Raw genomic sequence first — 25,945 nt, 5'->3', positions numbered from 1 at the left:
CACAAAACCGATGAAGCTGCTGACCGCGACTCTGCTCCCGCTGGAGTTGAGCGCACAGATCAAAGATGAGATTTTGCCGATTGTGCTGTTCTTTGGCATGTTTTTCGTTGTATTCAGCCTGGGCGGGGGTATCATCCGGCATATGCCGCGCAAGCCTGGCTCCATGCTCGATGAGATCCTGAACGAAACCTGGGATGACAACGAAGATCAGAAGGACGAAGAACGGAACGCCGATGCATCGGAACAGGCTGCGGCGGAGCCGGTGCAGGGCGAACAGACCGACGCCGCAGACGGATACGACAGGAAGTGAGGAAAAAGAAGCATGGAATTAGGCACTGTTCTGGGGCTGCTGTCTCAATATGGCGTGCTGGTTCTGCTGGTTGTCACCTTTCTGGAGGCGCTGAACTGTCCGGGCATGCCGGCGGGCATTATTTTGCCTGCGGCGGGCATATACGCTGCGCACAACAGCGTGTCGATAGTTGAAATTATCGGCCTGACCGTGCTGGGCGGTATGGTTGGCAGCGTCGTTCTGTATATCATCGGACGGATTGGCGGACAGCCGTTGCTGGACTGGCTGAAAAAACACAGCAAGCACGCGCAGCGTGCCTCCGAACGCTGTGAAGAGTTTTTGGAAAAGGGTGGATTTCTGACCGTATTTGTCGGACGCATTGTGCCGGTGGTGCGCACGATTTTCCCCCTGCCGGCGGGCGCATTCCGCGTGGCGGTCTGTCCGTTCCTGACGGCCAGCGCACTCGGCATCGCGTGCTATAATATTGTGTGCGTAGGTGCGGGGTATTACTTCGGACATGCGTTCCTGTAAGATATCGTTCAAATGGAAATTGCGGCGGAGCAGACAGCTCCGCCGCTTTTTGTTTGGGCGGAGAAAACCGCATGATCTTGCAACTTGCGCCAAACAATGCTACACTAACAGTGATTTTATCTTTCACAGGAGTGACTTTATGTCTGGCTTTACAATTGGAAATGTGAATATAGCGGGGCGCTTTATCATGGCGCCGATGGCAGGCGTAACCGATCGTGCATTCCGGCAGATCTGCCGTGAGTGCGGCGCGGCGATGACCGTCAGCGAGATGATCTCGACACAGGCGCTGCTGTTCCAGGATAAAAAGACGCGGGAGCTGCTGTCGCTCGCGCCCAATGAAAAGCCGGGCTGGATTCAGATTTTCGGCAGCAATCCGGCGTATATGGCGGCGGGCGCACAGAAGGCGCTGGACATTTCCGGCGCGGCGCTGGTCGATATCAATATGGGCTGTCCCGCGCCCAAGATCGTCAAAGGCGGCGACGGCAGTGCGCTGATGAACAATCCGAAGCTGGCGGCGCAGATCATCCGCGCGGTGGTCGATGCGGTTGACGTGCCGGTGACGGTCAAGTTCCGCAAGGGCTGGGATGAGGAACATCAGAACTATCTCGATTTTGCAAAGATGGCGGAGGAATGCGGCGCGGCGGCGGTTACCCTGCATGGGCGCACCCGCACGCAGATGTACGCCGGAAAGGCAGACTGGGAGGCGATTGCGGCAGTGAAACGCGCGGTGTCTATCCCGGTTATTGCAAATGGCGATGTGGCCAGCGCGCAGGATGCACAGGATATTTTACAGGCGACGGGTGCGGACGCAGTTATGATCGGACGCGGCGCACTCGGCAACCCGTGGCTGTTTGCACAGTGCGCGGCGCTGGATGAGGGGTGCGAGATTCCGCCGCTGCCGCCGCTGGCAGAGCGCATGCAGACCGTGCGCCGCCAGATCACGCTGGCAGCGGAGCACAAGGGCGAGCGCATCGCCCTGCTGGAGGCGCGCAAGCACTTCGCATGGTATCTCAAGGGTGTGCGCGGCACGAAGAAGCTCAAGGCGCGTATTTCCTCGCTGACGTCGTTTGCGGAGCTGGACGCACTGCTCGCAGAGGCGTCCGGACTGGAGGCGTGACATGTTTGACGAAAACAGCATTGTCGACCGCATCCTGAGTGGTGACGACTCGGCATTTGAACGCCTGATTGACCGGTATGAGCACCGGGTTTATCAGTATGCCCTGCGCTTTCTCGGTCGGCAGGAGGACGCCTGCATTGCGACGGAGGAGATTTTTTACCAGATCTACCGCAAGATCCAGACGTGTACGGATACCAAGCTGTCAACCTGGGTGTTCCGCATCGCGGCGAATGTATGTGCGGAATACCCGCACCGCAGGCGTGGTTCCAAAAACTCGGTTCTGTCAGATATGTTCCACCTGCGTGACAGCTCCGAGCGGGGAGAACAGGACCTCAATGAAGGCATTCAGGTCATTCTGCTCCGGCTGACCCGGCAGCAGCGCGAGGTACTGCTGCTGCGCGATCTGTGCGGGCTGAACGATGAGGAGACCGGGCAGGTGCTCGGTCTGGATGAAAACGGCGTACGGCAACGCCTGTCACGCGCGCGCAAGAATCTGCGCGAGCTGCTGCTGCGGCAGGGAATTCTCGAGCAGCCGGAAGAGAACAGCGCACCCAAAGCCGAGTGTCTGGATTACCGCGAGCTGTGCAGCCAGTATGTCGATGAATATATTTCCGATTCGGACAAGGCGGCACTGCTCGACCATATTCAGGAGTGTCCCGTATGCGCGGCGTATCTGGCAGACCTCACGCGGATCGGCCGTTCGCTGACCCATATGGAAGAGGAGGCACCGCCGCAGGAGCTGCGGGAAAAGATCATCACTGCGGCGCGCAGACAGGCTGAGCACGTGCAGCAGCGCCGCAGGCGCGCAGCACACTGGCCGCTGATCCTCGTTTTTTCCGTTACAGCGATCATGCTTGTGCTGCTCAGCAGCGGTGCGCTCGGCGGGCTGTTTGTCAATTCCTACCGCGGAGCAACTGTCCCGCAGGAGGGAGCCGATGGAGAAGACCGGAGCGACCAGCTTGCCCCTGTGCTTCAGGAGGAGATTATGATTCCGGATTTGGTGGCGTCTAACAGCTATGCGTTTGTCATTGCCGCAGAGGGCAACACCGATCTGCCGGAGCTGTCTGCCTCGGCGACACTGCTTTCGGGCGATGTGGGCGACGGCGTGGAGTATTATATGGTGGACAACGACCTGAATCTGGTGCAGAAGCTGACCGATGGCATGGAATCGGTCGGGTATGAAATGGAGACAGTGAACAACAACCAGCTGGTCATTTCGTCCGGCGCCACACAGGGGCTGGTTATCGTCATCCACAGGGATTCGTGACAGGTGGAACAGGGCGCTTTGGCGCCCTGTTTTGTGCGCCTTTGAGGAGGATTCTTGCGTGCTCGCGCCCGTTGTGCTGAAATCACAAAAGAACCGCGTAAATTTCGTAAAAATCAGCAAATATTTTCTTGACATCACAGAGAAACTAGTATAGAATATAGAAGCACTCGCGAGAGCGGGTGAGCGATGATGCCGGAGATTGCTGCCAGGCGCAGGTAACTTCGGCGGAGTAAGTCCGACAATCGGGCGGTTGAGACAACTGCTAACCTATCACTGGAATGTTCCCACGTAAGCTCGGGACTGCCAGCGCGTGCGCTGGAAAGCCGACAGCCGGAACCACTGCGGTGCAAAAACAAGCCGGATCGCTGAACAACACTATCGTTTTGCCCGGTTTTTCTTATGCCCTGACGTGATACACACGGACGGGTTGCAGTATCTCTCCGAACGCAAGGACACATTTTAATAATGTAGTGTTCGAGGAGGAAAACACACAATGGCTAATGCAGAGAAAATCAGAATCAGACTGAAAGCTTATGACCATTCGCTGATCGATCAGGCATCTGAGAAGATCGTAGAGGCTGCCAAGCGCACCGGCGCAAAGGTATCCGGCCCGATCCCGCTGCCGACCGAGCGCGAGGTTGTTACCATTCTTCGTGCGGTACACAAGTATAAGGACAGCCGCGAGCAGTTCGAGCGCCGTACCCACAAGAGACTCATCGACATCATGAACGCAGGCAAGAACACGGTTGAGACCCTCATGACCCTCGACCTGCCGGCTGGCGTTGAGATCGAGATTAAGCTTTAATGCCTGCGCCGCATCAGAGCGGCAAGGTCAAGTTGGTGGGCGGAAACCGCGCATCAACCAATAACCTACAAGGAGGAAAAACAAATGCAAAAGGCAATCATCGGCAAGAAAATTGGCATGACCCAGATTTTCGACGCTGACGGCAAGGTAATTCCGGTTACCGTGATCGAAGCTGGCCCGTGCTCCGTCACCCAGATCAAGACGGAGGAGAAGGAAGGCTACAACGCAGTACAGCTCGGTTTCGCCGACGTTCAGGAGCGCAAGCTCAACAAGCCGCAGCTCGGCCACCTGAAGAAGGCCGGCGAGGCGGTTAAGAAGTACCTCAAGGAATTCCGTCTTGACGACATGTCGTCCTACAAGCTGGGCGATGTACTCAAGGCTGACGTATTCGCCGAGGGCGACAGCGTAGACATCACCGGCATCAGCAAGGGTAAGGGCTACGCAGGTGTCATCAAGCGCTATGGCGCACATCGTTCCCCGATGAGCCACGGTGCTGGCCCGATGCACAGACATCAGGGCTCCATGGGTTCCTGCTCCGATCCGTCCCGTATCTTCAAGGGCAAAATGATGCCTGGCCAGATGGGCAACGAGCAGGTTACCGTACAGAATCTGGACGTTGTTAAGGTTGACGCTGAGATGAACATGATCGCAGTCCGCGGCGCTGTTCCGGGCCCGAAGGGCGGAATCGTGTTCCTCAAGAATACCGTTAAGAACGCCTGAGGAAAGGGAAAGGAGGATACATCATGCCTAATGTAGCAGTATATGATATGACCGGTGCAAAGACCGGCGAGATGGAGCTGAGCGCTTCCGTATTCGGCATTGAGCCGAACGAAGTTGTCCTTCATGCTGCTGTCAAGAATTATCTTGCAAACCAGAGACAGGGCACCCAGTCCACCCTGACCCGTACCGAGGTTCGCGGCGGCGGCATCAAGCCGTGGCGCCAGAAGGGCACCGGCCGTGCCCGTCAGGGTTCCATCCGCGCTCCGCAGTGGACGCACGGTGGCATCGCACTCGGCCCGAAGCCGAGATCCTACAACTACTCGCTGAATAAGAAGACCCGCCGCCTGGCGCTGATCTCCGCACTGTCCGCTAAGGCAGCTGCCGGCGAAATCATCGTTGTCGACGGTCTGGACATGAGCGAGATCAAGACCAAGACGTTCGCAGCTTTCCTGAAGGCTGTTGACAGCACCGGCAAGAGCCTGGTTGTCACCCCGGAGGTTCGCAAGAACGTTGTCAAGTCCGCAGCGAACATCCCGGGCGTACGCACGACCCCGGTTGCAACGCTGAATGTATACGACATCCTGAACGCTGACAAGTTCATCATCGACAAGGCAGCGGTTGCAAAGCTTGAGGAGGTGTACGCATAATGAAGACGGCTTACGACATCATTAAGAAGCCGGTCATCACCGAGCGTTCCATGTCCGGCATCGGCGAGAACAAGTACGTTTTTGAAGTGCTGGTGAGCGCAAACAAGGTTGAGATCAAGAAGGCGATCGAAGAGATCTTCGGCGTCCAGGTCGCTTCCGTCAACACCGTCAAGCTTCCGGGCAAGTGGAAGAGAATGGGTGTTCACACCGGTAAGACTCCGGCAATGAAAAAGGCCATCGTAACCCTGAAGGCCGATTCCAAGCCGATCGAGATCTTCGAGGGTATGCTCTAAGTCCCGGTCAGCGGGAACCCGAACCGTGCCGAAACCGGCACACGTTTGATATCACTTAAAGGAGTTGAATAACATGCCGATAAAGACCTATACTGCGTCCACTCCGTCGAGACGCAACATGACCGTCGTCGATTACAGCGGTCTTTCCAAGGTCAAGCCTGAAAAGAGCCTTCTCGCACCGAAGAAGAAGAACGCAGGCCGAAACAGCTATGGCAGAATCACCGTACGCCACCAGGGCGGCGGCAACAAGCAGAAGTACAGAATCATTGACTTCAAGCGCGACAAGATGGACATGAACGCTACCGTCCTGACCATCGAGTACGATCCGAACCGCTCCGCAAACATTGCGCTGGTTCAGTATGAAGACGGCGAGAAGAGATATATCATCGCGCCGCAGGGCCTGTCCGTAGGCGACACCGTCACATCTTCCGCAGAGGCTGACATCAAGCCGGGCAACTGCCTGCCGATCGAGAACATCCCGGTTGGTACCATCATCCACAACATCGAGCTGTACCCGGGCAAGGGTGCGCAGCTGGTTCGCTCCGCAGGCGGCGCTGCACAGCTGATGGCAAAGGAGAACGGCGTTGCTCAGGTACGTCTGCCGTCCGGCGAGTACCGCTATATCCGCCTGAACTGCAAGGCAACCATCGGCCAGGTCGGCAACGTCGACTACAGCAACAGAAAGCTGGGCAAGGCCGGCAAGACCCGTCACCTGGGCATCCGCCCGACCGTCCGTGGTTCCGTCATGAACCCGTGTGACCATCCGCACGGCGGCGGCGAAGGCAAGAGCCCGGTAGGTCGTCCGGGACCGGTAACCCCGTGGGGCAAGCCGGCTCTGGGCTACAAGACCAGAAAGACCAAGAATCGTACTGACAAGCAGATTGTCAGACGCCGCAACGGTAAGTGAGAAAGGAGAACATAAAGAATGGGCAGAAGCATTAAGAAGGGCCCTTTTGTGGCTCCTGAGCTTATCAAAAGGGTTATCGCACTCAATGAGGCCGGTGAAAAGAAGGTTCTGAAGACCTGGTCCCGTGCATCCACTATTTTCCCGGAATTCGTTGGTCATACCATTGCCGTGCATGACGGCCGCAAGCACGTCCCGGTTTACATCACCGAGGACATGGTAGGTCATAAGCTGGGCGAGTTCGTCCCGACCCGCACCTACAAGGGTCATGCTGGCAGCAAGACCTCCAATAACGGCAAGTAAGGCTGAAGGAGGATAATTAGAAAATGGAAGCAAGAGCATATTTGAGAAATGTTCGCATCGCTCCGCGCAAGGTAAAGGTTGTATGTGACCTGATCCGCGGCAAGTCCGCAGCAGAGGCAAATGCGATCATGATGAATACTCCCAAGGCTGCATCCGAGCTCTTAGTCAAGCTCTTAAAGAGTGCTGTAGCAAACGCAGAGAACAACCACAATATGGATCCGGAAAAGCTCTACGTTGCTGAAGTGTCTGTCTCTCCTGGTCCGGTTCTCAAGCGCATCCGTCTGCGTGATCACGGCCGTGCGTTCCGCATCCTGAAGAGAACATCGCACATCACTCTGGTACTCAAAGAGAAAGAATAAGACGAGGAGGTAGGTTATGGGCCAGAAAGTTAATCCGCACGGTCTTCGTGTCGGCGTAATTAAAGATTGGGATTCCCGCTGGTTCGCCAAGGACAATGAGTTCGGCGACCTTCTCGTGGAAGACTACAACATCCGTAAGTATCTGAAGAAGACCCTGTACGCAGCAGGCGTTCCGACCATCGAGATCGAGCGCAGCAACGGCAGAGTCAAGATCTTCATCTCCTGCGCTCGCCCGGGCATCGTCATCGGCAAGGGCGGCGAGGACATCGAAAAGCTCCGCAAGGAAATGGAGAAGATGCTGGGCAAGCCGGTATCTCTCAACATCATCGAAATCAAGAACCCGGACACCAACGCACAGCTGGTTGCCGAGAACATTGCTTCCCAGCTGGAAAAGCGCATCGCATTCCGCCGCGCAATGAAGCAGTGCATGGGCCGTGCAATGCGCATGGGCGCCAAGGGCATCAAGATCAAGTGCGGCGGCCGTCTGAACGGCGCCGAAATCGCACGCAGCGAGTCCTACCATGAGGGCACCATCCCGCTGCAGACCCTGCGCGCAGACATCGACTACGGCTTTGCCGAGGCAAACACCACCTACGGCAGAATCGGCGTCAAGGTTTGGATCTACAAGGGCGAAGTCCTCCAGGGCGGCCCGCGTCTGAACCGCAACATCGAGGCACCGAAGCCGGCATTTGATCGCCGCGACCGCCGTGATCGCCGTGATCGCCGCGACCGCCGCGGCGGTGGTTTCCGTCGCCAGAGACAGGAAGGAGGCAACCGCTAATGCTTCTCCCGAAGAGAGTTAAGTACCGCAGAGTACACAGAGGCCGCATGAAGGGCAAGGCTCAGCGCGGCAATTTCGTATCCCATGGCGAGTACGGCCTTCAGGCAACTGAGCCGGCATGGGTAACCTCGAACCAGATCGAGGCAGCCCGTATCGCAATGACCCGTTACACCAAGCGTGGCGGTCAGGTTTGGATCAAGATTTTCCCGGATAAGCCGGTATCGAAGAAGCCGGCCGGCACTCGAATGGGTTCCGGTAAGGGCGCACCGGAGTACTGGGTAGCAGTTGTTAAGCCGGGCCGCGTCATGTTTGAGATCGCAGGCGTATCGGAAGAGCAGGCCCGCGAGGCACTCCGTCTGGCATCCCACAAGCTGCCGCTGAAGACGAAGTTCGTCAAGCGTGAAGAAAAGGTTGGTGAAGAATAATGAAGGCGAAAGAGATCAGAGAGCTGAGCGCAGAAGAGCTCGAAGTCAAGCTCGTAGAGCTGAAGAAGGACCTCTTCAACCTGCGTCTCCAGCACGCAACCAACCAGCTCGACAATCCGACGAGAATTGCAGATGTCAAGCGCGATATTGCCAGAGTCAACACTATTCTCCGTGAGCGTCAGCTTGCGGAAAAGGCGTAAGGGAGGTAACTACTAATGTCTGATAGAGCTTTCCGCAAGACAAGAGTCGGCAAGGTCGTTTCTGACAAAATGGACAAGACGATTGTCGTTGCGATCGCGGACAGCGTTCAGCATCCGCTGTACAAGAAGATCATCAAGAGAACCTACAAGCTCAAGGCTCATGACGAGAACAACGAATGCCGCGTAGGCGACACCGTTCGCGTTATGGAGACCCGCCCGCTGTCCAAGGACAAGCGCTGGAGACTTGTAGAAGTCATCGAAAAGGCGAAGTAAGGAGGAGCGCACATGATTCAGCAGGAAACATTTCTCCGCGCAGCCGATAACTCCGGCGCCAAGGAGCTGAAGTGCATCCGTGTTCTGGGCGGCTCCGCACGCAAATATGGCAACATCGGCGATGTTGTCGTCTGCTCGGTTCGCAAGTGCACCCCGGGCGGAGGCGTAAAGAAGGGACAGGTCGTCAAGGCCGTTATCGTCCGCTCCCGCAAGGGCGTACGCCGTGCTGACGGCAGCTACATCCGTTTCGACGAGAACGCGGCTGTCATCATCAGAGAAGACAAAAACCCGCAGGGTACCCGTATTTTCGGGCCTGTTGCAAGAGAGCTGCGCGATAAGGACTACATGAAGATCCTGTCGCTGGCTCCGGAAGTACTGTAAGGAGGTCGTCCGGTAATGAATACTCTGCATGTAAAGAAGGGCGACACCGCAGTCGTTCTTTCCGGTAAGGAAAAGGGCAAGAGTGGCAAGATCATCGCTGTTTCCCCGAAGAAGGCACAGGTTGTCATCGAGGGCGTTAACATGCTGACCACCCACGTCAAGCCGCGCCGCCAGGGCGAGACCGGCGGCATCGTAAAGCGCGAGGGTGCCATCCGTGCCTGCAAGGTAATGGCTGTCTGCCCGAAGTGCAACAAGCCGACCCGTCCGGCTCACAAGTTCCTGGAGGACGGCACCAAGGTTCGCGTCTGCAAGCATTGCGGCGAAGTATACTAAGAGGAGGTTGTAACAAATGCCAGTATTAAAGGATAAATATCAGGCAGAGGTTGCTCCTGCTCTGATGAAGAAGTTCGAGTACAAGAGCCCGATGCAGATCCCGACCCTCGACAAGATCGTCATCAACGTCGGCTGCGGCACCGAGGCAAACGGCAACGCCAAGGTACTCGACGCAATCGTTCGCGACATCACCGCGATCACCGGCCAGAAGGCTATCGTAACCTACGCAAAGAAGTCCATCGCAAACTTCAAGCTGCGTGAGGGCATGCCGGTTGGCGTAAAGGTTACCCTGCGCGGCAACCGTATGTGGGAGTTCCTCGATCGTTTCTTCAACATCGCACTTCCGCGTGTCCGCGACTTCCGCGGCATCAACCCGAATTCCTTCGACGGCCGCGGCAACTACGCAATCGGCCTGAAGGAACAGCTGATCTTCCCGGAAATCGAGTACGATAAGATCGACAAGATCCGCGGCATGGACATCGTAATGTGCACCACCGCAAAGACCGATGAAGAAGCTCGTGAGCTGCTCGCAGCTCTGGGCGCACCGTTTGCGAAGTAAGGAGGCGTAGAAAATGGCTAAGAAGGCAATGGTTCTCAAGCAGCAGGCAAAGCCGAAGTTCTCTACCCGTGCGTACAACCGCTGCAAGATCTGCGGCCGCCCGCACGCTTACCTGCGCAACTACGGTATCTGCCGTATCTGCTTCCGTGAGCTGGCTTACAAGGGCCAGATCCCGGGCGTAAAGAAGGCATCCTGGTAATTTAACCCGTGAAAAACAGCTGACAGAAGGCGTCTGACGCCGTCTGTTGACTGTTTCTCTATATCATTCATTTCTGTAAGTATCATCCCGCAGCCGGTCAGGCAGGTTTTGCCGAACCGGTTCGGAAAAGTGGAGAGAGACTCTCTCTAACTTCTGTAAGGAGGACAAAGTAATGCAGATCACAGACCCGATTGCGGATATGTTAACCCGCATCAGAAATGCGGGCACTGCGCGCCACGCGACTGTTGACGTCCCGGCTTCCGGCATGAAGAAGTCTATTGCTCAGATTCTTCTGGACGAAGGCTACATCAAGGACTTCAAGGTTATCGAAGGCGGCCAGGGCACCATCCGCATCACCCTGAAGTACACCGCAAACAATGAGAAGGCAATCACCGGCCTCAAGCGCGTTTCCAAGCCGGGCCTCCGCGTCTACGCTGGCGCACAGGAGCTGCCGAAGGTACTGCGCGGCCTCGGTATTGCCATCATTTCCACGTCTAAGGGCGTCATGACCGACAAGAAGGCTCGCGAGCTGAACGTCGGCGGCGAAGTCCTGGCGTTCGTATGGTAAGGAGGTACTGACTATGTCTAGAATTGGTAGAATGCCGATCACAGTACCGGAAGGCGTCGACGTAAAGCTCGACGGCAATACCATCACCGTCAAGGGCAAGAACGGCACCCTGACCCGTGATATCCATCCGGCTATGACTGTTGCTGTTGAGGGCAACACCATCACCGTAACCCGTCCGAACGACGAAAAGCAGAACCGTGCGCTGCACGGCCTGTCCCGCACCCTGATTAACAACATGGTGATCGGCGTAACCGAGGGCTTCAAGAAGGTTCTGGAAGTCAACGGCGTCGGCTACCGTGTACAGAAGCAGGGCAAGACGCTGACCATGAACCTGGGCTACTCCCATCCGGTCATCGTCGAAGAGATCGATGGTATCAAGATTGATGTCGAGGGCACCAACAAGATCATCATCTCCGGTCCGGACAAGCAGAAGGTCGGCCAGTTTGCAGCAGAAGTCCGCGAGAAGAGACCGCCGGAGCCGTACAAGGGCAAGGGCATCAAGTACGCAGACGAAGTTATCCGCCGCAAGGAAGGCAAGACCGGCGCGAAGAAGAAGTAAAGGAAGGTGTGCCTAAATGGTTTCAAAGAAAGACTCTAACAAGCAGCGTCTTAGACGCCATAAGAGAGTACGCGGCGCAGTTTCCGGTACTGCTCAGCGCCCGCGTCTCAATGTATTCAGAAGCTCCAAGAACATTTTCGCTCAGGTGATCGACGATGTTCAGGGCGTAACGCTTGCAGCTGCATCCTCCACCGAGAAGGACTTCAGCGAGTACGGCGGCAACAAGGAAGCTGCACGCAAGGTCGGCATGATGATCGCTGAGCGTGCAAAGGCTAAGGGTATCGAAGAAGTCGTGTTTGACCGCGGCGGCTACGTTTACCATGGCCGTGTCAAGGAACTCGCAGAAGGCGCCCGCGAGGGCGGCCTGAAGTTTTAATCGGAAGGAGGTTATTACATGGCTGGTAAGTATGATCGCGGCGAATCCGAATTTCAGGAAAGAGTCGTCGCATTAAATCGAGTATCGAAGACCGTCAAGGGCGGCCGTATCTTCAAGTTCGCGGCTCTCGTAGTAGTCGGCGACCAGAAGGGTACTGTCGGTTTCGGCCTTGGTAAGGCTTCCGAAGTTCCGGACGCTATCCGCAAGGGCATCGAGGACGCAAAGAAGAACCTGGTTAAGGTCAGCCTGAAGGGCACCACCATCCCGCACGAGGTAATCGGCGAGTTTGGCGCGGGCCGCGTCCTGCTGAAGCCGGCTGCTCCCGGTACCGGCGTTATCGCCGGCGGCGCAGTCCGTGCAGTCGTAGAAATGGCAGGCATCCAGGACATCCGTACCAAGTGCCTGCGTTCCAACAACCCGCAGAACGTTGTTTCGGCAACCATCGAGGGTCTGAAGGAACTGCGCGACGCATCCCAGGTTGCTGCTGTTCGCGGCAAGTCGGTTGACGAACTTTAATAAGGAGGGGTAGTTCATCATGGAAAACCTGAAGATTACCCTGGTTAAGAGCCTGTCCGGCAGAAAGCAGAAGCATATTGCCACGGCTCATTCCCTGGGACTCAAGACGATTAACGATGTAACCATTCAGCCCGACAATGCGCAGACCCGTGGCAAGATCGCTCAGATCAGCTACCTGCTCAAGGTCGAGGCTAACGCATAAGGAGGTGTAGAACATGAAGTTACAGGATCTCAAGCCGGCGGAAGGTTCTACCCAGCCTGCATACCGCAAGGGCCGCGGCGCTGGTTCCGGCAACGGCAAGACTGCCGGCCGTGGACACAAGGGTCAGTGGGCTCGTTCCGGCGGCGGTGTCCGTCCGGGATTTGAAGGCGGCCAGATGCCGCTCGCACGCCGCCTGCCGAAGCGCGGTTTCCACAACATTTTCGGCACTGAGAATGCAGTGGTCAATGTTTCCGATCTGAATAAGTTCGAAGACGGTGCAGTTGTCACTGTCGCTGACATGGTCGAAGCAGGTCTTGTCAAGAAGACGCTCGATGGTGTCAAGGTTCTGGGCAATGGTGAAATCACCAAGAAGCTGACTGTCCAGGCAGCTGCTTTCTCTGCTTCCGCAAAGGAGAAAATCGAGGCAGCAGGAGGAAAGGCCGAGGTGGTATAAGGTGTTTGAGACCTTAAAATCCGCCTGGCATGTGCCGGAACTGAGAAAGAAGCTGATTTACACAGCTTTCATTATCCTCCTGTTCCGCATAGGCTCCTCTATCCCCGTACCTTATATTGATATTACGGCACTGGCACAGTACTTTGATTCCGTATCAAACACCATGCTCGGCTTCATGAACGTATTTGCCGGCGGCGGCCTGTCGAATGCGACGATTTTCGCCATGTCCGTCACGCCGTATATCAACGCCTCCATCATCATCCAGCTGCTCACGGTTGCCATTCCGGCACTGGAGCGCATGGTCCGCGATGGCGGCGAGGAAGGCCGCAAGAAGCTCTCAGCGATCACCCGTTACCTCGGCGTGGCGCTGGGTCTTCTCCAGGGCTATTCCTATTATGTTCTGCTCAGAAGCAACAGCCTCATTGAGTACACCGACTTCTGGCATGGACTGGTCATTGTTCTGACTTTCACCGCCGGCACCGCGCTGATTATGTGGATGGGCGAGCTCATCACCAAGAACGGCGTCGGCAACGGCATCAGCATCCTGCTGTTCGCGGGCATTGTTTCCAGAGGACCGGCAATGGTTTCCTCCCTGGTTGAAATGATCCGCGGTGGCCTGAGCTGGGTTGTCGCAGCGCTGGTTGTTCTGGTTTCGCTTGCAATCATTGTGTTTGTCGTCTTCATTTCGGACGCCGAGCGCCGCATTCCGATCCAGTATGCAAAGCGCGTCGTCGGACGCAAGATGTACGGCGGCCAGTCGACACACCTGCCGATCAAGGTCAATGCCTCCGGCGTTATGCCGATCATCTTTGCCGCTTCGATCATGTCGCTGCCGGCAACCATCAAGATGATGGTCAATCCGCAGGCGGGCTCGCTGAGCGATACCATCTTCAACTGGTTTTCGTCCAATCATCCGGTTTACATTGTGCTGTATATCCTGCTGATCTTTATGTTCAGCTACTTCTATGCAGCGATTCAGTTTAATCCGATTGAAATTGCGAACAACCTCAAGAAGAACGGCGGATTTATTCCGGGCTTCCGTCCGGGCCGCCCGACCTCCGACTTCATCACCAAGGCACTTGGCAAGGTGACGTTCCTCGGAGCCATTTTCCTGAGCATCGTCGCGGGTATTCCGCTGATCGTCGGTGCACTCAATTCCAGCCTGAGCAGCGTCGCGCTGGGTGGTACTTCGGTACTGATCGTCGTCGGCGTCGCACTGGAAACCGTCCGTCAGCTGGAGAGCCAGCTCATGATGAGAAATTATAAGGGATTCCTTGAATAAAAATGTTGCAATTCCAGGAATAAGCGGCTATAATAGAGGAGATCGAGAAAATGAAACTCGTTTTATTAGGCGCTCCGGGCGCCGGTAAGGGCACACTGGCGGCTTACCTCATCGAGAAGATGGGCATTCCGTCGATCTCTACCGGCAACATGCTCAGAGAAGCAATCAAAAATCAGACCGAGCTCGGTCTGAGCGCGAAGAAGTACATGGATGCCGGCGATCTCGTTCCGGATGAGGTTGTCATCGGCATGATTAAGGAGCGCCTTGCAAAGGACGACTGCGCAAACGGCTGTATCCTTGACGGCTTCCCGCGCAACATCCCCCAGGCGGAAGCTCTGGAGAAGGTTGTACCGATGGACTGCGCACTGTCCATCGAAATCCCGGATGAGACCATTGTAGCTCGCATGAGCGGCAGACGCGTATGCCTCAAGTGCGGCGCAACCTACAATGTCAACAGCGAAGCGATGGCTCCGAAGCAGGAGGGGATCTGCGACGTATGCGGCGATGCGCTCGTTATCCGCAAGGACGACGCGCCGGAAACCGTACTCGCTCGCCTGGATACCTACCACAAGCAGACCGAGCCGGTCAAGGGCTTCTATGCTGATCTCGGCAAGCTGAAGAGCATTGAAATCGACAACGATTTCGAGCGCACCAAGAAGCTGGCCTGCGAAGCACTGGGGATTTAAACGAGATGATCAGATTAAAATCCAGCAAAGAGCTGGAATTTATGCGTCAGGCAGGACGAATCACCGCAGCGGCACGCGCCGCTGCGGCTCGTGCTGTCCGGCCAGGGGTCACCACAGGTGAAATCGATAAAATTGTACGGAGAACCATTGAGCAGGCAGGGGCAACCCCGTCTTTCCTCGGTTATGGGGGGTTCCCGGGAAGCGCCTGTGTTTCGATCAACGATGAAGTAATCCATGGCATCCCCTCGCGTTCCCGTGTCATTCACGAGGGTGATATTGTCAAGGTGGACGTCGGCGCGTATATCAACGGCTTCCACGGCGACTGTGCCGCCACCATCCCCTGCGGAGAGGTGTCGGAAGAGGCAAGAAAGCTCATCGAAGTGACCCGACAGAGTTTCTATGAGGGCATCAAGTTTGCCCGCAAGGGCAATCGAATATCAGACATTTCCCATGCCATTCAGACATATGTTGAGGCGCATGGCTTTTCGCTGGTGCGCGATTATGTCGGACATGGTGTAGGTGCAAAGCTGCATGAAGATCCCGAAGTACCGAACTTCGGGCAGCCCGGACACGGCGTGCGGCTTCTGCCGGGAATGACCCTCGCCATTGAGCCTATGGTAAATGTAGGAACGTATGCAGTCAAATGCCTGTCTGACGGCTGGACCGTCAAGACGAAGGATGGAAAGCTGTCTGCGCACTACGAAAATTCGGTTGCGATCACCGAAGGGGAGCCGTATATTCTGACTCTCCTGGAAAACGGAGAAGAATGGTGACACAGAGCACCGAACCCACATGATTTGAGAATTCCCGCGTGCGGCTGCGGACAGGAGATGCTGAATCCTGTCTTTTTTGCGCGGGGCCCAGGCAAATAATGCAGGGCTGTAGACTTCATTGACAAAGGGAGGAATTGAGATGCCGAAAGAGGACTTAATTGAACTGGAAGGTACCGTCATAGAGGCGCTGCCAAACGCTACCTTTAAGGTAGAACTGAACAATCCGGCCAAGCCGGTCATTCAGGCTCACATCTCCGGTAAGCTTAGAATGAACTATATCCGCATCCTGCCCGGCGATAAAGTAACCGTTCAGGTCTCCCCGTATGACCTGACAAAGGGCAGAATCACCTGGAGATCCAAATAAATTCCAGATTATTCACTCCCGGACAAGGGGTTTTCCTGCGTCCGGGCTTCGACACAACCTTACTATGGAGGTTATTCTAATGAAAGTAAGACCGTCGGTAAAACCGATTTGCGAAAAGTGCAAGATCATTCGCCGCAAGGGTCGTGTCATGGTAATCTGCACGAACCCGAAGCATAAGCAGAAGCAGGGCTAATTCCCAGTCAACCACACAGGAGGTGCGTTAATAATATGGCAAGAATTGCCGGTGTAGACCTTCCGAGAGAAAAGCGCGTAGAAATTGGCCTGACCTATGTCTACGGCATCGGACGGAAGCTGTCCAACGAAATTTTAGCAAAGGCCGGAATCAATCCGGATACCCGTGTTAAGGATCTGACCGAAGCAGACGAAATCAAGCTGCGTGAGATCATTCATGATTATACTGTAGAGGGCGACCTGCGCCGTGAAGTTGCGCTGAACATCAAGCGCCTGGTAGAAATCGGCTCGTACCGTGGCGTTCGCCACAGACGTGGCCTGCCGGTTCGCGGTCAGCGCACCAAGACCAACGCTCGTACGCGCAAGGGTCCGAAGAAGACCATTGCGAACAAGAAGAAGTAAGGAGGCGTACTGAAAAATGGCAAAGGCACAGAAGAAGGGCGCCGTTTCTCGTAAGCGCCGCGTAAGCAAGAACATCGAAAAGGGTGCGGCTCATATCCGTTCCTCCTTTAACAATACCATTGTCACCATCAGCGACCTGAACGGCAACGCGATTTCGTGGGCATCCGCCGGCGAAATGGGCTTCCGCGGTTCCAGAAAGTCCACCCCGTTTGCGGCTCAGACCGCTGCGGAGACCGCTGCAAAGGCTGCAATGGAGCACGGCCTGAAGACTGTTGAAGTCTACGTAAAGGGCCCGGGTTCCGGCCGTGAGGCTGCAATCCGCGCACTTCAGGCAACCGGTCTGGAAGTAACCATGATTAAGGATGTTACCCCCATCCCGCACAATGGCTGCCGCCCGCCGAAGAGAAGAAGAGTTTAATAAGGAGGACACAGACCTATGGCAAAGAACACACAGCCGATTCTCAAGAGATGCAAGACCCTGGGCATTTCTCCGGCCGTTCTGGGCGTTTCCAAGGAAACCAAGAGAAACCCGAAGCAGTCGAGAAGAAAGCAGTCTGAATACGCTCTGCAGCTGAATGAGAAGCAGAAGGTTAAGTTCATTTACGGCGTCCTGGAGACCCCGTTCAGAAGATATTACGAAAAGGCTGAGAAGATGGAGGGCAAGACCGGCGAAATGCTGCTCCAGCAGCTGGAGCGCCGCCTGGACAACGTCGTATTCCGTCTGGGCTTCGCTAAGACCCGCCGTGAGGCTCGTCAGCTGACCTCCCATGGCCATTTTACTGTAAACGGCCAGAAGGTAAACATCCCATCTTACCTCGTCAAGCCGGGCGACGTTGTCGCTGTCTGCGAGAAGAGCCGCTCTTCCGCTAAGTTCAAGGCTCTGATCGAGGAGCTGGGCTCTGCTTCCACCCCGAAGTGGCTGGAGCGCGAGAAGGACAGCTTCGAAGGTAAGGTTGTTGCACTGCCGCAGCGCGACGACATCGACTACGAAGTTGCTGAACACCTCATCGTCGAGCTGTATTCCAAGTAAGAATTGCCCTCATTTGTTTGTTTCATTATTTCGCCGACTGATAAGGAGGGTATCATTAAATGATCGAAATTGAAAAGCCCCGTATAGACTGCGAAAACCTTGCAGAAGATGGGTCCTACGGCAAGTTTGTCGTTGAACCGCTGGAACGCGGCTACGGAACCACTCTCGGCAACTCCCTTCGCCGCATCCTGCTGTCGTCCCTGCCTGGCACGGCGGCCAGCAGCATCAAGATCGCCGGCGTACAGCATGAGTTCTCCACCATTCCCGGCGTAAAGGAAGACGTTACGGAAATCGTGCTGAATGTCAAGGGCATTATTGCAAAGCTCTACTGTGACGGCCCGAAGACCGTCTATATTGAGGCAAGCGGGGAAGGCACTGTCACCGCTGGCGACATCCATTCCGATGGTGAGGTCGAGATCCTCAACCCGGACCTGCACATTGCGACGCTCATGAGCGACGCGCGCCTGTCCATGGAGATCACTCTGACCAATGGCCGCGGCTATGTCTCCGCAGAGCGCAACAAGCAGTATCAGACCGCTATCGGCGTGATCCCGGTAGACTCGATCTATACGCCGGTCTATAAGGTAAACTACACAGTTGAAAATACTCGTGTCGGCAACATGACCGATTACGACAAGCTGACGCTGGAGGTCTGGACCGACCGCACGATCACCGCAAAGGATGCAGTATCGCTCGGCGCAAAGGTACTGACTGACCACCTGTCTCTGTTTGTCGACCTCTCTGAGGAAATCGGTTCCCATTCCACCGTTGTTGAGAAGGCGGAGACACAGCATGATAAGGTGCTTGAGATGACCATCGAAGAGCTGGACCTGTCCGTCCGTTCGTTCAACTGCCTCAAGCGCGCCGGCATCAACACGGTAGAAGACCTCATCAACACTTCCGAAGACGACATGATGAAGGTGCGCAACCTCGGCAAGAAGTCGCTGGAGGAAGTTATCTTCAAGCTGGAGGCAATGGGTCTGTCCCTTGCCAAGAGCGAAGACTGATTTTTCACTTAAACCACATCCGCGGAACCCGGCGTTTTTTGCCGGGCGCCCCGCAGGGAATAGACAGACCTGAACCCAAAGGAGGTATTTTCTCATGGCCGGAAACCGTAAACTCGGCAGAACCACTGACCATAGAATGGCAATGCTCAGAGCAATGGTAACCTACCTGCTGGAAAACGGCAGCATTGAGACCACTGTTGCAAGAGCCAGAGAAGTTCGTCCTCTCGCTGAGAAGATGATCACGCTCGGTAAGAAGAACACCCTCGCATCCCGCCGTCAGGCAGCTGCTTTCATCACCAAGAAGGAAGTTGTTGCAAAGACCTTCGGCGAGCTGTCCGAGAAGTACGCTGACCGCAACGGCGGCTACACCCGTATCGTAAAGATCGGCCCGCGCCGCGGCGACGCAGCTGAAATGGCTATCATTGAGCTTGTCTGATTGAACTGATCTGACATCCAAAAGGGATTGTTTCGAGCGCATGCTATCGGAACAATCCCTTTTTTCTGTGTCGGTTTGCGCAGGCTTTTGTGTACGTTATGTAAAAAACAGAAAATCAGGGGGAATACCGGCTCATTTGTGCGATATCGCGTATTGAAACGGCAAAATGTCAGTGCTATAATCAATACATCATCAATTTATACAGTAAGGAAGTAGCTTCATGGCACAAAATCGTTATAAAAAGCTGCTGTCGAATACACTGGTATTCGCCATCGGCACATTTTCCTCCAAGGTGCTCGTGTTCCTTATGCTGCCGTATTATACAAACATCCTCAGTACGGGTGAATACGGCACGGTGGACGCGCTCATCAACGTCGGACAGCTGATGATCCCGATCGCATCGGTCGGCATTAACAACGCTGTCATCCGCTTCGGACTGGAAAACGAATCGGATAAGAAAACCGTGTTCAGCAATGGATTGTATACTATTCTGGCAGGCTTTGCGGTGTTGGCGGTCATCTCGCCGATTTTGCCACATCTGATGGACTTCATGTCGGGGTATACCATTGCGGTGCTCGCGTTCGTGCTCGCGTCCAGTCTGCGCACGCTGTGTATTCAGTTTGCGCTCAGCCTTGGCTACAGCAAGATGTATGCGGCCAACGGTATTTTGAACACGTTCCTGAATATTACGCTCAACATTCTGCTGCTGCCGCGCCTGCGCGTCATGGGCTATGTCCTGGCGAATATTATCTCTGATTTGGTTATGGGTCTGCTGTGCTTCTTTATGGCAAAGGAGTACCGCTATCTGCGTTCGCCGCTGAGCAAAACATATGACCGGCCGCTCGCAAAGCGCATGCGCCAGTATGCGCTGCCGCTTGTGCCGCAGACCGTATGCCAGTGGATCATCAACATGTCTGACCGGTATATGATTATTTTCTTCATCAATACCGAGGCGAACGGTCTGTATGCTGCGGCGAACAAAATCCCGAACATTTTGCTGATTGTTGCGAACCTGTTCGCGGACGCCTGGCAGATTTCTGCCGTCAAGGAGAGCGATCCAAAGGAACAGGTGAATTTCTTCAGCAAGGTACTCGGCGCGTATTCATCGATTGCCTTCATCGGCAGCTCCGGCCTGATTATGGTATCCAAATTTGTCATGACCTTCATGGTCGGCGATGACTTCTTTATTTCATGGCGCTTCATCCCGATCCTGACGCTGGCGACGACCTTCGGCCTGCTGTCCACCTTCCTCGCCAGTGTTTACATGCTCAAGCTGCGGAGCAAGAATTCGATGATTACAACTGTCATCTGCGCTGTCGTCAACCTGTCGCTCAATGCCATCCTGATTCCGCTGCTCGGCGGCATCGATCCGTTTTACGGCGCGCTCGGCGCAGGCATTGCGACGTTCATCAGCTATTTTGTGCTGTTCCTCATCCGCGCCATCAACACACAGCGTTATCTGAAAATCCGTTGGAATATCGGCAAAACCGTTACCAGTGTGCTGATCCTGTTCGTTCAGGCGCTGTATATGTCGCTCCAGGCACCGCTCTGGGTTGTCATTGTTCCGGCACTGTTTGTCCTGCTGTTTGTCATCAACGCAAGAGAAATTCTGCTGTCAGTCAACAAGCTGCTGCGCCGCGGATAACTTCGCAAATTTATGCGCCAATGGCAAAGTTTTGCTTGCATATGCGGCGTTGGCGTGCTATACTATTTAATAGTGTAAGAATTTCGATCCAAGGAGAGTGGGGCAACCCACTCTTTCTTATTGCTTTTGTTACGGAGGTAAAAATGACGGCAAAAGAAGTCTGCAAACGCGTTTGGGAAATCAGCGAGCCGTTTGCGCGCGAGATGGGCGTGACGCTGTGGGATGTCACCTTTGAAAAAGAGGGCGGACAGTATATGCTGACCATCACAATTGACCGCGACGGGCATACCGATATCGATGACTGCGAAAAGCTGTCGCGCGCGGTGGATCCGCTGCTCGACGAAAAGGAATTTGCGTCGCTTCCGCCATATACGCTGTGCGTATCCTCGGCAGGCCTGACGCGCAGGCTCAAGCGTCCGGAGCACTTTGCCGCCTTCCTCGGCAGCGAGGTGGAGGTAAAATTCTATCGCCCAATCGATGGCAGCAAAATTGCCGTCGGCACGCTGCGCACCTATGAAGACGGCTTTGTTACGCTCGAGGCGGATGGCCGCGTGACGGTCTATGAGCCAAAGGACATCGCAGCGGTGCGCCTGTCTGTAACCATTTAAATTTGTCCTCAATCGGGTATGGCGCCGCGCCATGCCGCACACAATAAGGAGTGAATACCAAAAACATGAACGCAGAATTTTTTGCAGCTCTGGAGCAGCTGGAAAAGGAAAAGGGGATTCCGGTAGATTACATGCTGGATCGCGTATGTCAGGCCCTGCTGACCGCGTATAAAAAGGACAACGACGGTCTGAAGTGCGATAATGTCTATGTCGAGCCGGATATGGACGAAAAAACCATTCATATGTATGTGGCCAAAGAGGTAGTCGATGAGGCGGAGGATCCGTTGACTGAGATTTCCCTCGAGGATGCAAAGAAAATCAGCCCGCGTGTATCGCTGGGCGACACCGTGCGCGTCGATGTGCAGACCCGCAAGTTTGGCCGTATCGCTGCACAGGCAGCCAAGCAGGTCATCATTCAGGGTATCCGCGAATCTGAGCGCGGCATGGTATACAACGAGTACAGCTCGCGTGAGCACGAGATTCTGAGCGCTGTTGTCAGCCGCATCGATCCGCGCAACGGCAACATCATTCTGGAAATGATCAGCGACGGCGAGAAGACGGAGGCTGTTCTGGCACAGAATGAGCAGGTTCCGGGCGAGGAGCTGCATGAGGGTCAGCGCATCAAGGTCTTTGTCGTAGAGGTACGCCGCGGCAACCACGGCCCGCAGGTTCTGATTTCCCGCACCCATCCGGGTCTGGTCAAGCGCCTGTTTGAGCTGGAGGTTCCGGAAATCCACGACGGCATCGTTGAGATCAAATCGATTGCGCGCGAAGCGGGAAACCGCACCAAGATTGCTGTCATGACGCATGACGAAAAGGTTGATCCGATTGGTGCCTGTGTCGGCCCGCGCGGCTCGCGTGTCGGCAGCATTGTCAATGAGCTGTCCGGCGAGAAGATTGACATCATCAAGTATTCTGAGGACACCGCGACGTTTGTCTCCGAGGCACTCAGCCCGGCAGATGTCATCAGTGCTGTTATGCTGCCGGATGGCAAGAGCTGCCGTGTCACCGTGCCGGATGACCAGCTTTCGCTCGCCATCGGCAAGGAAGGCCAGAATGCACGCCTTGCTGCCAAGCTGACCGGCTGTAAGATCGATATCGGCTCTGAGAGCGCTGCAAAGCAGCAGGAAGCCGAGGAAGATGATGACCTGATCGCAGACGAGGGCTAAAAAGGAGGCCGGCACAGTGCAGAAAAAGAAAATTCCGATGCGCCAGTGCGTCGGCTGCCGGGAAATGAAGCCCAAGCGCGAGCTGCTGCGCGTGGTTCGCTCGCCAGAGGGCGAAATTGCCCTGGATTTCCGCGGCAGGACCCCCGGGCGCGGCGCGTATGTCTGCCCGGACGCGGCCTGCCTTGCGCGCGCAAAGAAAAGCCATGCGCTGGAGCGTGCCTTCGGCATCTCTGTGCCGGATGAGGTGTATGACCAGCTGTCCCGGCAGCTGGAGGAGCATGCCGATGAATGACGTGCTGAGCCTGCTGGGATTGTGCCTGCGGGCGGGCAAGCTCGTGTACGGCGATGACGCGGTGGCGGATACCGTCGCCGCAGGGGATGCCCGGTTGCTCGTGCTCGCGGCTGATGCGGGCGCGAACATCAGCCGCCGTGCCGCCCGCCATACCGAAACGGCAGGCGTGCCCGTTCTCCGCATCACGGAGGACGCGGCGCAGATGGGCTGGGCAATCGGCCGCAGGGCAACTGCTATCTGCTGCATTACGGATATCGGTTTTGCAGCCTCCGCCGCGCAGAAGGCGGCGGAAGCGGACGCGCAGTATGCCGCACTCGCACAGCAGCTGAGTGAAAAGAAAACGCGCATCCAGTCGCGGCGCGGCAGGAAAAAGCCGCGCAGAAAGTCCGCCGGAGGACAGTCCACCGGCGGTGTGAACCAGTCAACCCATACGAAACGTGGAGGTGAACGCGCATGAGTATTGACAATAAATACCGTGTACATGAAGTAGCCAAGGATTTTGGCGCGAGCACAAAGGAAATCACCGATGTGCTGACAGAATACTCCCAGACCCCGAAAAACCATATGCAGGTTCTGGAACCGCAGGAACTGAACCTGATATTTGATTATATGACCAAGCACCATCCGGTGGACAATATGGAAGAGGTCCTGAGCAAGCAGGCAGCTGAGCGCAAGGCACCGACGACGCAGGTCGTCCGCCAGCAGCCGGCAAAGAAGGCCGCGAAGGGCGAGGGAAAAAAGGCAGAGGCAAAGAAGGCCGAGCCGCAGAAAAAGGCTGCGCCGCAGCCCGCAAAGGAAGAGGCAAAGCAGGCATCTGCCGAGCCGCAGAAGAAGCGCGACAACAACAAGAAGCGCCATCAGCCGGCAAAGCCGCATGAACAGCGCCAGATCCTGCGCCCGCAGGGCTCCAATGAGGAAGCGACCTCTACGGTCACGACCGACGAGAACAAGCAGCAGGGCAAAGGCAAGCAGATTCACCGCGTCGATACACGCGGCAGCGGCAATGTCAACCTTGCGCGCTACGATGAGCGCATCGATGCGCTCGTGCCGCAGAAGGCGGACCGCATGAAGCAGGGTAAGCAGAAGATCACCCGCAAGGCGGACTCCCGCAAGCAGTTCTCCAGCAAACGCCGTCAAGAGGAGCAGGAGAAGTTCAAGCGCTTACAGCGCCAGCAGCAGCAGATCAAGAAGGTTCAGCTCAAGGTCATGATCCCGGATGAGATCAATGTCGGCGAGCTGGCTTCCCGCCTGAAGCGCACGGCAGCAGACGTCATCAAGGAGCTGCTCAAGCTGGGTGTTATGGCGAACATTTCCCAGACCATCGACTTCGACACCGCTGCCATCGTCGCAGAAGAGATGGGCGCGAAGGTTGAGAAGGAAGTCTTCGTCACCATCGAAGAAAAGCTGTTTGACGAGAGTGAGGACAAGGAAGAGAACCTCGAGCCGAGAAGCCCGGTTGTCGTTGTCATGGGTCATGTCGACCACGGCAAGACCTCCCTGCTCGACTCCATCCGTAAGACCGACGTCGCCGCAGGAGAAGCCGGCGGCATTACGCAGCACATCGGTGCATACCGCGTCAAGGTCGACGGCCGTCCGATTACTTTCCTCGACACCCCGGGCCATGCGGCATTTACGTCCATGCGTGCCCGCGGCGCACAGGTCACCGATATTGCGATTCTGGTTGTCGCGGCCGATGACGGCATCATGCCGCAGACCATCGAGGCGATCAACCACGCCAAGGCAGCAGGCATTCCGATTATTGTCGCTGTCAACAAGATCGATAAGGAAAACGCAGATCCCGACCGCGTGCTCCAGCAGCTGACAGAGTACGAACTGGTTCCGGAGGACTGGGGCGGTGATACCATTGTCTGCAAGATTTCTGCAAAGTATGGCAAGGGCATCGACAACCTGCTGGAAATGGTACTGCTGACTGCGGATATGCAGGAGCTGCGCGCGAACCCGAATCGTCAGGCAAAGGGCACCGTCATCGAGGCCAAGCTGGATCGCGGCCGCGGCCCGGTTGCAACCGTCCTCGTACAGAACGGTACGCTGCATTCCGGTGATACCGTCATCGCGGGCAAGGCAGTCGGCCGTGTCCGTGTCATGACCGACGAGCGCGGACGTAAGCTGGAGAATGCAGGTCCGTCCGTGCCGGTTGAGATCATCGGCCTCGGCGAGGTACCGGATGCAGGTGATGTCTTCTACGCCGTCGACAACGAGCGCATGGCGCGTGAGCTGGTCGAGCAGCGCAAGGAGAAGGAAAAGGAAGAGCGCAACAAGGCAATGCAGAAGGTCACGCTGGAGAATCTGTTCGATACCATCCAGCAGGGCAACATGAAGGAGCTCAACATCATCATCAAGGCGGATGTTCAGGGTTCTGTCGAAGCGGTTCGCTCTTCGCTGCTCAAGCTGTCCAACGAAGAGGTTCGCGTCAATGTCATCCATGGCGCAGTTGGCGCGATCAACGAATCGGATGTCATGCTGGCAGCGGCATCCAATGCGATTATTGTCGGCTTCAATGTCCGCCCGGATCGCGTTGCGACCGATTCCGCACATCAGCAGGATGTCGAAATCCGCCTGTACCGCGTCATCTACGACTGCATCGAGGAGATGGAGCAGGCGATGAAGGGCATGCTCGATCCGAAGTTCAAGGAAGTCGTCGTCGGCCATGCCGAGATCCGTCAGACCTTCAAGGTCTCCGGTGTCGGCACCATCGCGGGCGCATACGTTCTGGACGGCAAGATTGTTCGTTCCTGCGAGGTGCGCATTGTCCGCGACGGTATTGTCATCCACGAGGGCCATTTGAATTCGCTCAAGCGCTTTAAGGACGATGTCAAGGAAGTTGCACACGGCTTTGAATGCGGCATGGGCATTGAAAATTACAACGATCTGAAGGAGGGCGACATCATCGAGTCGTTCGTCATGGAGCAGATCAAGCAGTAAGCAATCCGAACCGCGGGTGGGGTGCGCCGCATGTCGCCGCCCGCCCGCGGTTTTT

The 25,945-nt window shown here is 55.9% G+C and carries 41 protein-coding genes; all 41 read left to right on the top strand.

What is annotated here, in order from left to right; genetic code table 11:
- Positions 1–10: 10 nt before the first annotated feature.
- Positions 11–310, top strand: coding sequence for a hypothetical protein (locus tag CBW42_RS13390; protein ID WP_087022586.1), 300 nt, complete (start codon positions 11–13; stop codon positions 308–310).
- Positions 311–322: 12 nt separating this feature from the next.
- On the top strand, positions 323–820 hold the full coding sequence (locus CBW42_RS13385) for a DedA family protein (protein WP_087022583.1): 498 nt from the start codon (positions 323–325) through the stop codon (positions 818–820).
- A 139-nt stretch (positions 821–959) separates the two neighbouring features.
- Positions 960–1,937, top strand: a complete 978-nt coding sequence (gene dusB / locus CBW42_RS13380; RefSeq protein ID WP_087022580.1) for a tRNA dihydrouridine synthase DusB — start codon at positions 960–962, stop codon at positions 1,935–1,937.
- Position 1,938: 1 nt separating this feature from the next.
- The gene (locus CBW42_RS13375) at positions 1,939–3,204 is read left to right on the top strand and encodes a sigma-70 family RNA polymerase sigma factor (protein ID WP_087022577.1); all 1,266 of its coding nucleotides are present in this window, start codon (positions 1,939–1,941) and stop codon (positions 3,202–3,204) included.
- 493 nt (positions 3,205–3,697) lie between these two features.
- A complete protein-coding gene (rpsJ, locus tag CBW42_RS13370; RefSeq protein WP_087022573.1) occupies positions 3,698–4,009 on the top strand; it encodes a 30S ribosomal protein S10 in 312 nt (103 codons plus the stop codon).
- An 84-nt stretch (positions 4,010–4,093) separates the two neighbouring features.
- Entirely contained in the window at positions 4,094–4,729 is a 636-nt protein-coding gene (gene rplC / locus CBW42_RS13365; RefSeq protein ID WP_087022568.1) for a 50S ribosomal protein L3, read from the top strand.
- A gap of 23 nt (positions 4,730–4,752) precedes the next feature.
- Positions 4,753–5,376, top strand: coding sequence for a 50S ribosomal protein L4 (rplD, locus tag CBW42_RS13360; RefSeq protein WP_087022565.1), 624 nt, complete (start codon positions 4,753–4,755; stop codon positions 5,374–5,376).
- Positions 5,376–5,669, top strand: a complete 294-nt coding sequence (gene rplW / locus CBW42_RS13355; RefSeq protein ID WP_087022562.1) for a 50S ribosomal protein L23 — start codon at positions 5,376–5,378, stop codon at positions 5,667–5,669. The genes rplD and rplW overlap by 1 nt, the downstream gene beginning before the upstream one ends.
- 73 nt (positions 5,670–5,742) lie before the next feature.
- Positions 5,743–6,576: a 50S ribosomal protein L2 gene (gene rplB / locus CBW42_RS13350; protein WP_087022559.1), complete on the top strand. Its 834-nt coding sequence runs from the start codon at positions 5,743–5,745 to the stop codon at positions 6,574–6,576.
- An 18-nt stretch (positions 6,577–6,594) separates the two neighbouring features.
- On the top strand, positions 6,595–6,876 hold the full coding sequence (gene rpsS, locus CBW42_RS13345; RefSeq protein ID WP_087022556.1) for a 30S ribosomal protein S19: 282 nt from the start codon (positions 6,595–6,597) through the stop codon (positions 6,874–6,876).
- 23 nt (positions 6,877–6,899) lie between these two features.
- Entirely contained in the window at positions 6,900–7,235 is a 336-nt protein-coding gene (rplV, locus tag CBW42_RS13340) for a 50S ribosomal protein L22 (protein WP_087022553.1), read from the top strand.
- A 16-nt stretch (positions 7,236–7,251) separates the two neighbouring features.
- Positions 7,252–8,016: a 30S ribosomal protein S3 gene (rpsC, locus tag CBW42_RS13335; RefSeq protein ID WP_087022550.1), complete on the top strand. Its 765-nt coding sequence runs from the start codon at positions 7,252–7,254 to the stop codon at positions 8,014–8,016.
- Positions 8,016–8,441 carry a 50S ribosomal protein L16 gene (gene rplP, locus CBW42_RS13330; protein ID WP_087022547.1) on the top strand — a complete coding sequence of 142 codons (426 nt, stop codon included), beginning with the start codon at positions 8,016–8,018 and terminating at the stop codon, positions 8,439–8,441. Before rpsC ends, rplP begins: the two co-directional genes overlap by 1 nt.
- Complete coding sequence (gene rpmC, locus CBW42_RS13325; RefSeq protein ID WP_087022544.1) at positions 8,441–8,641, top strand: 50S ribosomal protein L29; 201 nt, start codon at positions 8,441–8,443, stop codon at positions 8,639–8,641. Before rplP ends, rpmC begins: the two co-directional genes overlap by 1 nt.
- A 15-nt stretch (positions 8,642–8,656) precedes the next feature.
- A complete protein-coding gene (gene rpsQ, locus CBW42_RS13320; protein WP_087022541.1) occupies positions 8,657–8,914 on the top strand; it encodes a 30S ribosomal protein S17 in 258 nt (85 codons plus the stop codon).
- A gap of 12 nt (positions 8,915–8,926) precedes the next feature.
- Positions 8,927–9,295 carry a 50S ribosomal protein L14 gene (gene rplN / locus CBW42_RS13315; protein ID WP_087022538.1) on the top strand — a complete coding sequence of 123 codons (369 nt, stop codon included), beginning with the start codon at positions 8,927–8,929 and terminating at the stop codon, positions 9,293–9,295.
- Between the two features lie 15 nt (positions 9,296–9,310).
- Positions 9,311–9,628, top strand: a complete 318-nt coding sequence (gene rplX, locus CBW42_RS13310; protein WP_087022536.1) for a 50S ribosomal protein L24 — start codon at positions 9,311–9,313, stop codon at positions 9,626–9,628.
- 16 nt (positions 9,629–9,644) lie between these two features.
- Positions 9,645–10,187, top strand: coding sequence for a 50S ribosomal protein L5 (gene rplE / locus CBW42_RS13305; protein WP_087022533.1), 543 nt, complete (start codon positions 9,645–9,647; stop codon positions 10,185–10,187).
- Positions 10,188–10,200: 13 nt separating this feature from the next.
- Positions 10,201–10,386, top strand: coding sequence for a type Z 30S ribosomal protein S14 (locus tag CBW42_RS13300; protein ID WP_087022530.1), 186 nt, complete (start codon positions 10,201–10,203; stop codon positions 10,384–10,386).
- Positions 10,387–10,558: 172 nt separating this feature from the next.
- Positions 10,559–10,954, top strand: a complete 396-nt coding sequence (gene rpsH, locus CBW42_RS13295) for a 30S ribosomal protein S8 (protein WP_087022524.1) — start codon at positions 10,559–10,561, stop codon at positions 10,952–10,954.
- A 13-nt stretch (positions 10,955–10,967) separates the two neighbouring features.
- A complete protein-coding gene (gene rplF, locus CBW42_RS13290; protein ID WP_087022520.1) occupies positions 10,968–11,513 on the top strand; it encodes a 50S ribosomal protein L6 in 546 nt (181 codons plus the stop codon).
- Positions 11,514–11,529: 16 nt separating this feature from the next.
- Positions 11,530–11,889: a 50S ribosomal protein L18 gene (gene rplR / locus CBW42_RS13285; RefSeq protein ID WP_087022516.1), complete on the top strand. Its 360-nt coding sequence runs from the start codon at positions 11,530–11,532 to the stop codon at positions 11,887–11,889.
- An 18-nt stretch (positions 11,890–11,907) separates the two neighbouring features.
- A complete protein-coding gene (gene rpsE, locus CBW42_RS13280; RefSeq protein ID WP_087022513.1) occupies positions 11,908–12,405 on the top strand; it encodes a 30S ribosomal protein S5 in 498 nt (165 codons plus the stop codon).
- A 19-nt stretch (positions 12,406–12,424) separates the two neighbouring features.
- Positions 12,425–12,607, top strand: coding sequence for a 50S ribosomal protein L30 (gene rpmD, locus CBW42_RS13275; protein ID WP_087022510.1), 183 nt, complete (start codon positions 12,425–12,427; stop codon positions 12,605–12,607).
- 13 nt (positions 12,608–12,620) lie between these two features.
- Entirely contained in the window at positions 12,621–13,061 is a 441-nt protein-coding gene (gene rplO / locus CBW42_RS13270; protein ID WP_087022507.1) for a 50S ribosomal protein L15, read from the top strand.
- A 1-nt stretch (position 13,062) separates the two neighbouring features.
- Positions 13,063–14,343 carry a preprotein translocase subunit SecY gene (gene secY, locus CBW42_RS13265; RefSeq protein WP_087022504.1) on the top strand — a complete coding sequence of 427 codons (1,281 nt, stop codon included), beginning with the start codon at positions 13,063–13,065 and terminating at the stop codon, positions 14,341–14,343.
- A 50-nt stretch (positions 14,344–14,393) separates the two neighbouring features.
- Positions 14,394–15,029 carry an adenylate kinase gene (locus CBW42_RS13260; protein ID WP_087022501.1) on the top strand — a complete coding sequence of 212 codons (636 nt, stop codon included), beginning with the start codon at positions 14,394–14,396 and terminating at the stop codon, positions 15,027–15,029.
- Positions 15,030–15,034: 5 nt separating this feature from the next.
- Entirely contained in the window at positions 15,035–15,802 is a 768-nt protein-coding gene (gene map / locus CBW42_RS13255; protein WP_087022499.1) for a type I methionyl aminopeptidase, read from the top strand.
- Positions 15,803–15,941: 139 nt separating this feature from the next.
- Positions 15,942–16,166 (top strand): translation initiation factor IF-1, encoded by a 225-nt coding sequence (infA, locus tag CBW42_RS13250; protein WP_087022496.1) that lies wholly within the window; start codon positions 15,942–15,944, stop codon positions 16,164–16,166.
- A gap of 79 nt (positions 16,167–16,245) precedes the next feature.
- A complete protein-coding gene (rpmJ, locus tag CBW42_RS13245) occupies positions 16,246–16,359 on the top strand; it encodes a 50S ribosomal protein L36 (RefSeq protein WP_087022493.1) in 114 nt (37 codons plus the stop codon).
- A gap of 35 nt (positions 16,360–16,394) precedes the next feature.
- Positions 16,395–16,760, top strand: coding sequence for a 30S ribosomal protein S13 (gene rpsM / locus CBW42_RS13240; RefSeq protein ID WP_087022490.1), 366 nt, complete (start codon positions 16,395–16,397; stop codon positions 16,758–16,760).
- Positions 16,761–16,776: 16 nt separating this feature from the next.
- Positions 16,777–17,178 carry a 30S ribosomal protein S11 gene (gene rpsK / locus CBW42_RS13235; protein WP_087022487.1) on the top strand — a complete coding sequence of 134 codons (402 nt, stop codon included), beginning with the start codon at positions 16,777–16,779 and terminating at the stop codon, positions 17,176–17,178.
- A gap of 18 nt (positions 17,179–17,196) precedes the next feature.
- Positions 17,197–17,790: a 30S ribosomal protein S4 gene (gene rpsD / locus CBW42_RS13230; RefSeq protein WP_087022483.1), complete on the top strand. Its 594-nt coding sequence runs from the start codon at positions 17,197–17,199 to the stop codon at positions 17,788–17,790.
- Positions 17,791–17,849: 59 nt separating this feature from the next.
- Positions 17,850–18,797 carry a DNA-directed RNA polymerase subunit alpha gene (locus tag CBW42_RS13225; RefSeq protein ID WP_087022478.1) on the top strand — a complete coding sequence of 316 codons (948 nt, stop codon included), beginning with the start codon at positions 17,850–17,852 and terminating at the stop codon, positions 18,795–18,797.
- Positions 18,798–18,891: 94 nt separating this feature from the next.
- Positions 18,892–19,233, top strand: coding sequence for a 50S ribosomal protein L17 (rplQ, locus tag CBW42_RS13220; protein ID WP_087022475.1), 342 nt, complete (start codon positions 18,892–18,894; stop codon positions 19,231–19,233).
- Positions 19,234–19,453: 220 nt separating this feature from the next.
- Positions 19,454–20,878 carry a lipopolysaccharide biosynthesis protein gene (locus CBW42_RS13215; protein WP_087022472.1) on the top strand — a complete coding sequence of 475 codons (1,425 nt, stop codon included), beginning with the start codon at positions 19,454–19,456 and terminating at the stop codon, positions 20,876–20,878.
- A 143-nt stretch (positions 20,879–21,021) separates the two neighbouring features.
- Positions 21,022–21,486, top strand: a complete 465-nt coding sequence (locus CBW42_RS13210; protein ID WP_165761194.1) for a ribosome maturation factor RimP — start codon at positions 21,022–21,024, stop codon at positions 21,484–21,486.
- A gap of 65 nt (positions 21,487–21,551) precedes the next feature.
- A complete protein-coding gene (gene nusA, locus CBW42_RS13205; RefSeq protein ID WP_087022465.1) occupies positions 21,552–22,655 on the top strand; it encodes a transcription termination factor NusA in 1,104 nt (367 codons plus the stop codon).
- Between the two features lie 16 nt (positions 22,656–22,671).
- Positions 22,672–22,947, top strand: a complete 276-nt coding sequence (rnpM, locus tag CBW42_RS13200; RefSeq protein WP_087022462.1) for an RNase P modulator RnpM — start codon at positions 22,672–22,674, stop codon at positions 22,945–22,947.
- Entirely contained in the window at positions 22,940–23,404 is a 465-nt protein-coding gene (locus CBW42_RS13195) for a L7Ae/L30e/S12e/Gadd45 family ribosomal protein (protein ID WP_087022459.1), read from the top strand. The genes rnpM and CBW42_RS13195 overlap by 8 nt, the downstream gene beginning before the upstream one ends.
- Complete coding sequence (infB, locus tag CBW42_RS13190; RefSeq protein WP_087022457.1) at positions 23,401–25,890, top strand: translation initiation factor IF-2; 2,490 nt, start codon at positions 23,401–23,403, stop codon at positions 25,888–25,890. The genes CBW42_RS13195 and infB overlap by 4 nt, the downstream gene beginning before the upstream one ends.
- The last annotated feature ends 55 nt before the right edge of the window (positions 25,891–25,945 follow it).

The sequence above is a fragment of the Butyricicoccus porcorum genome (genome assembly GCF_002157465.1).
Lineage (GTDB): Bacteria > Bacillota > Clostridia > Oscillospirales > Butyricicoccaceae > Butyricicoccus_A > Butyricicoccus_A porcorum.
This window is presented reverse-complemented; position numbering and strand designations above follow the sequence as displayed.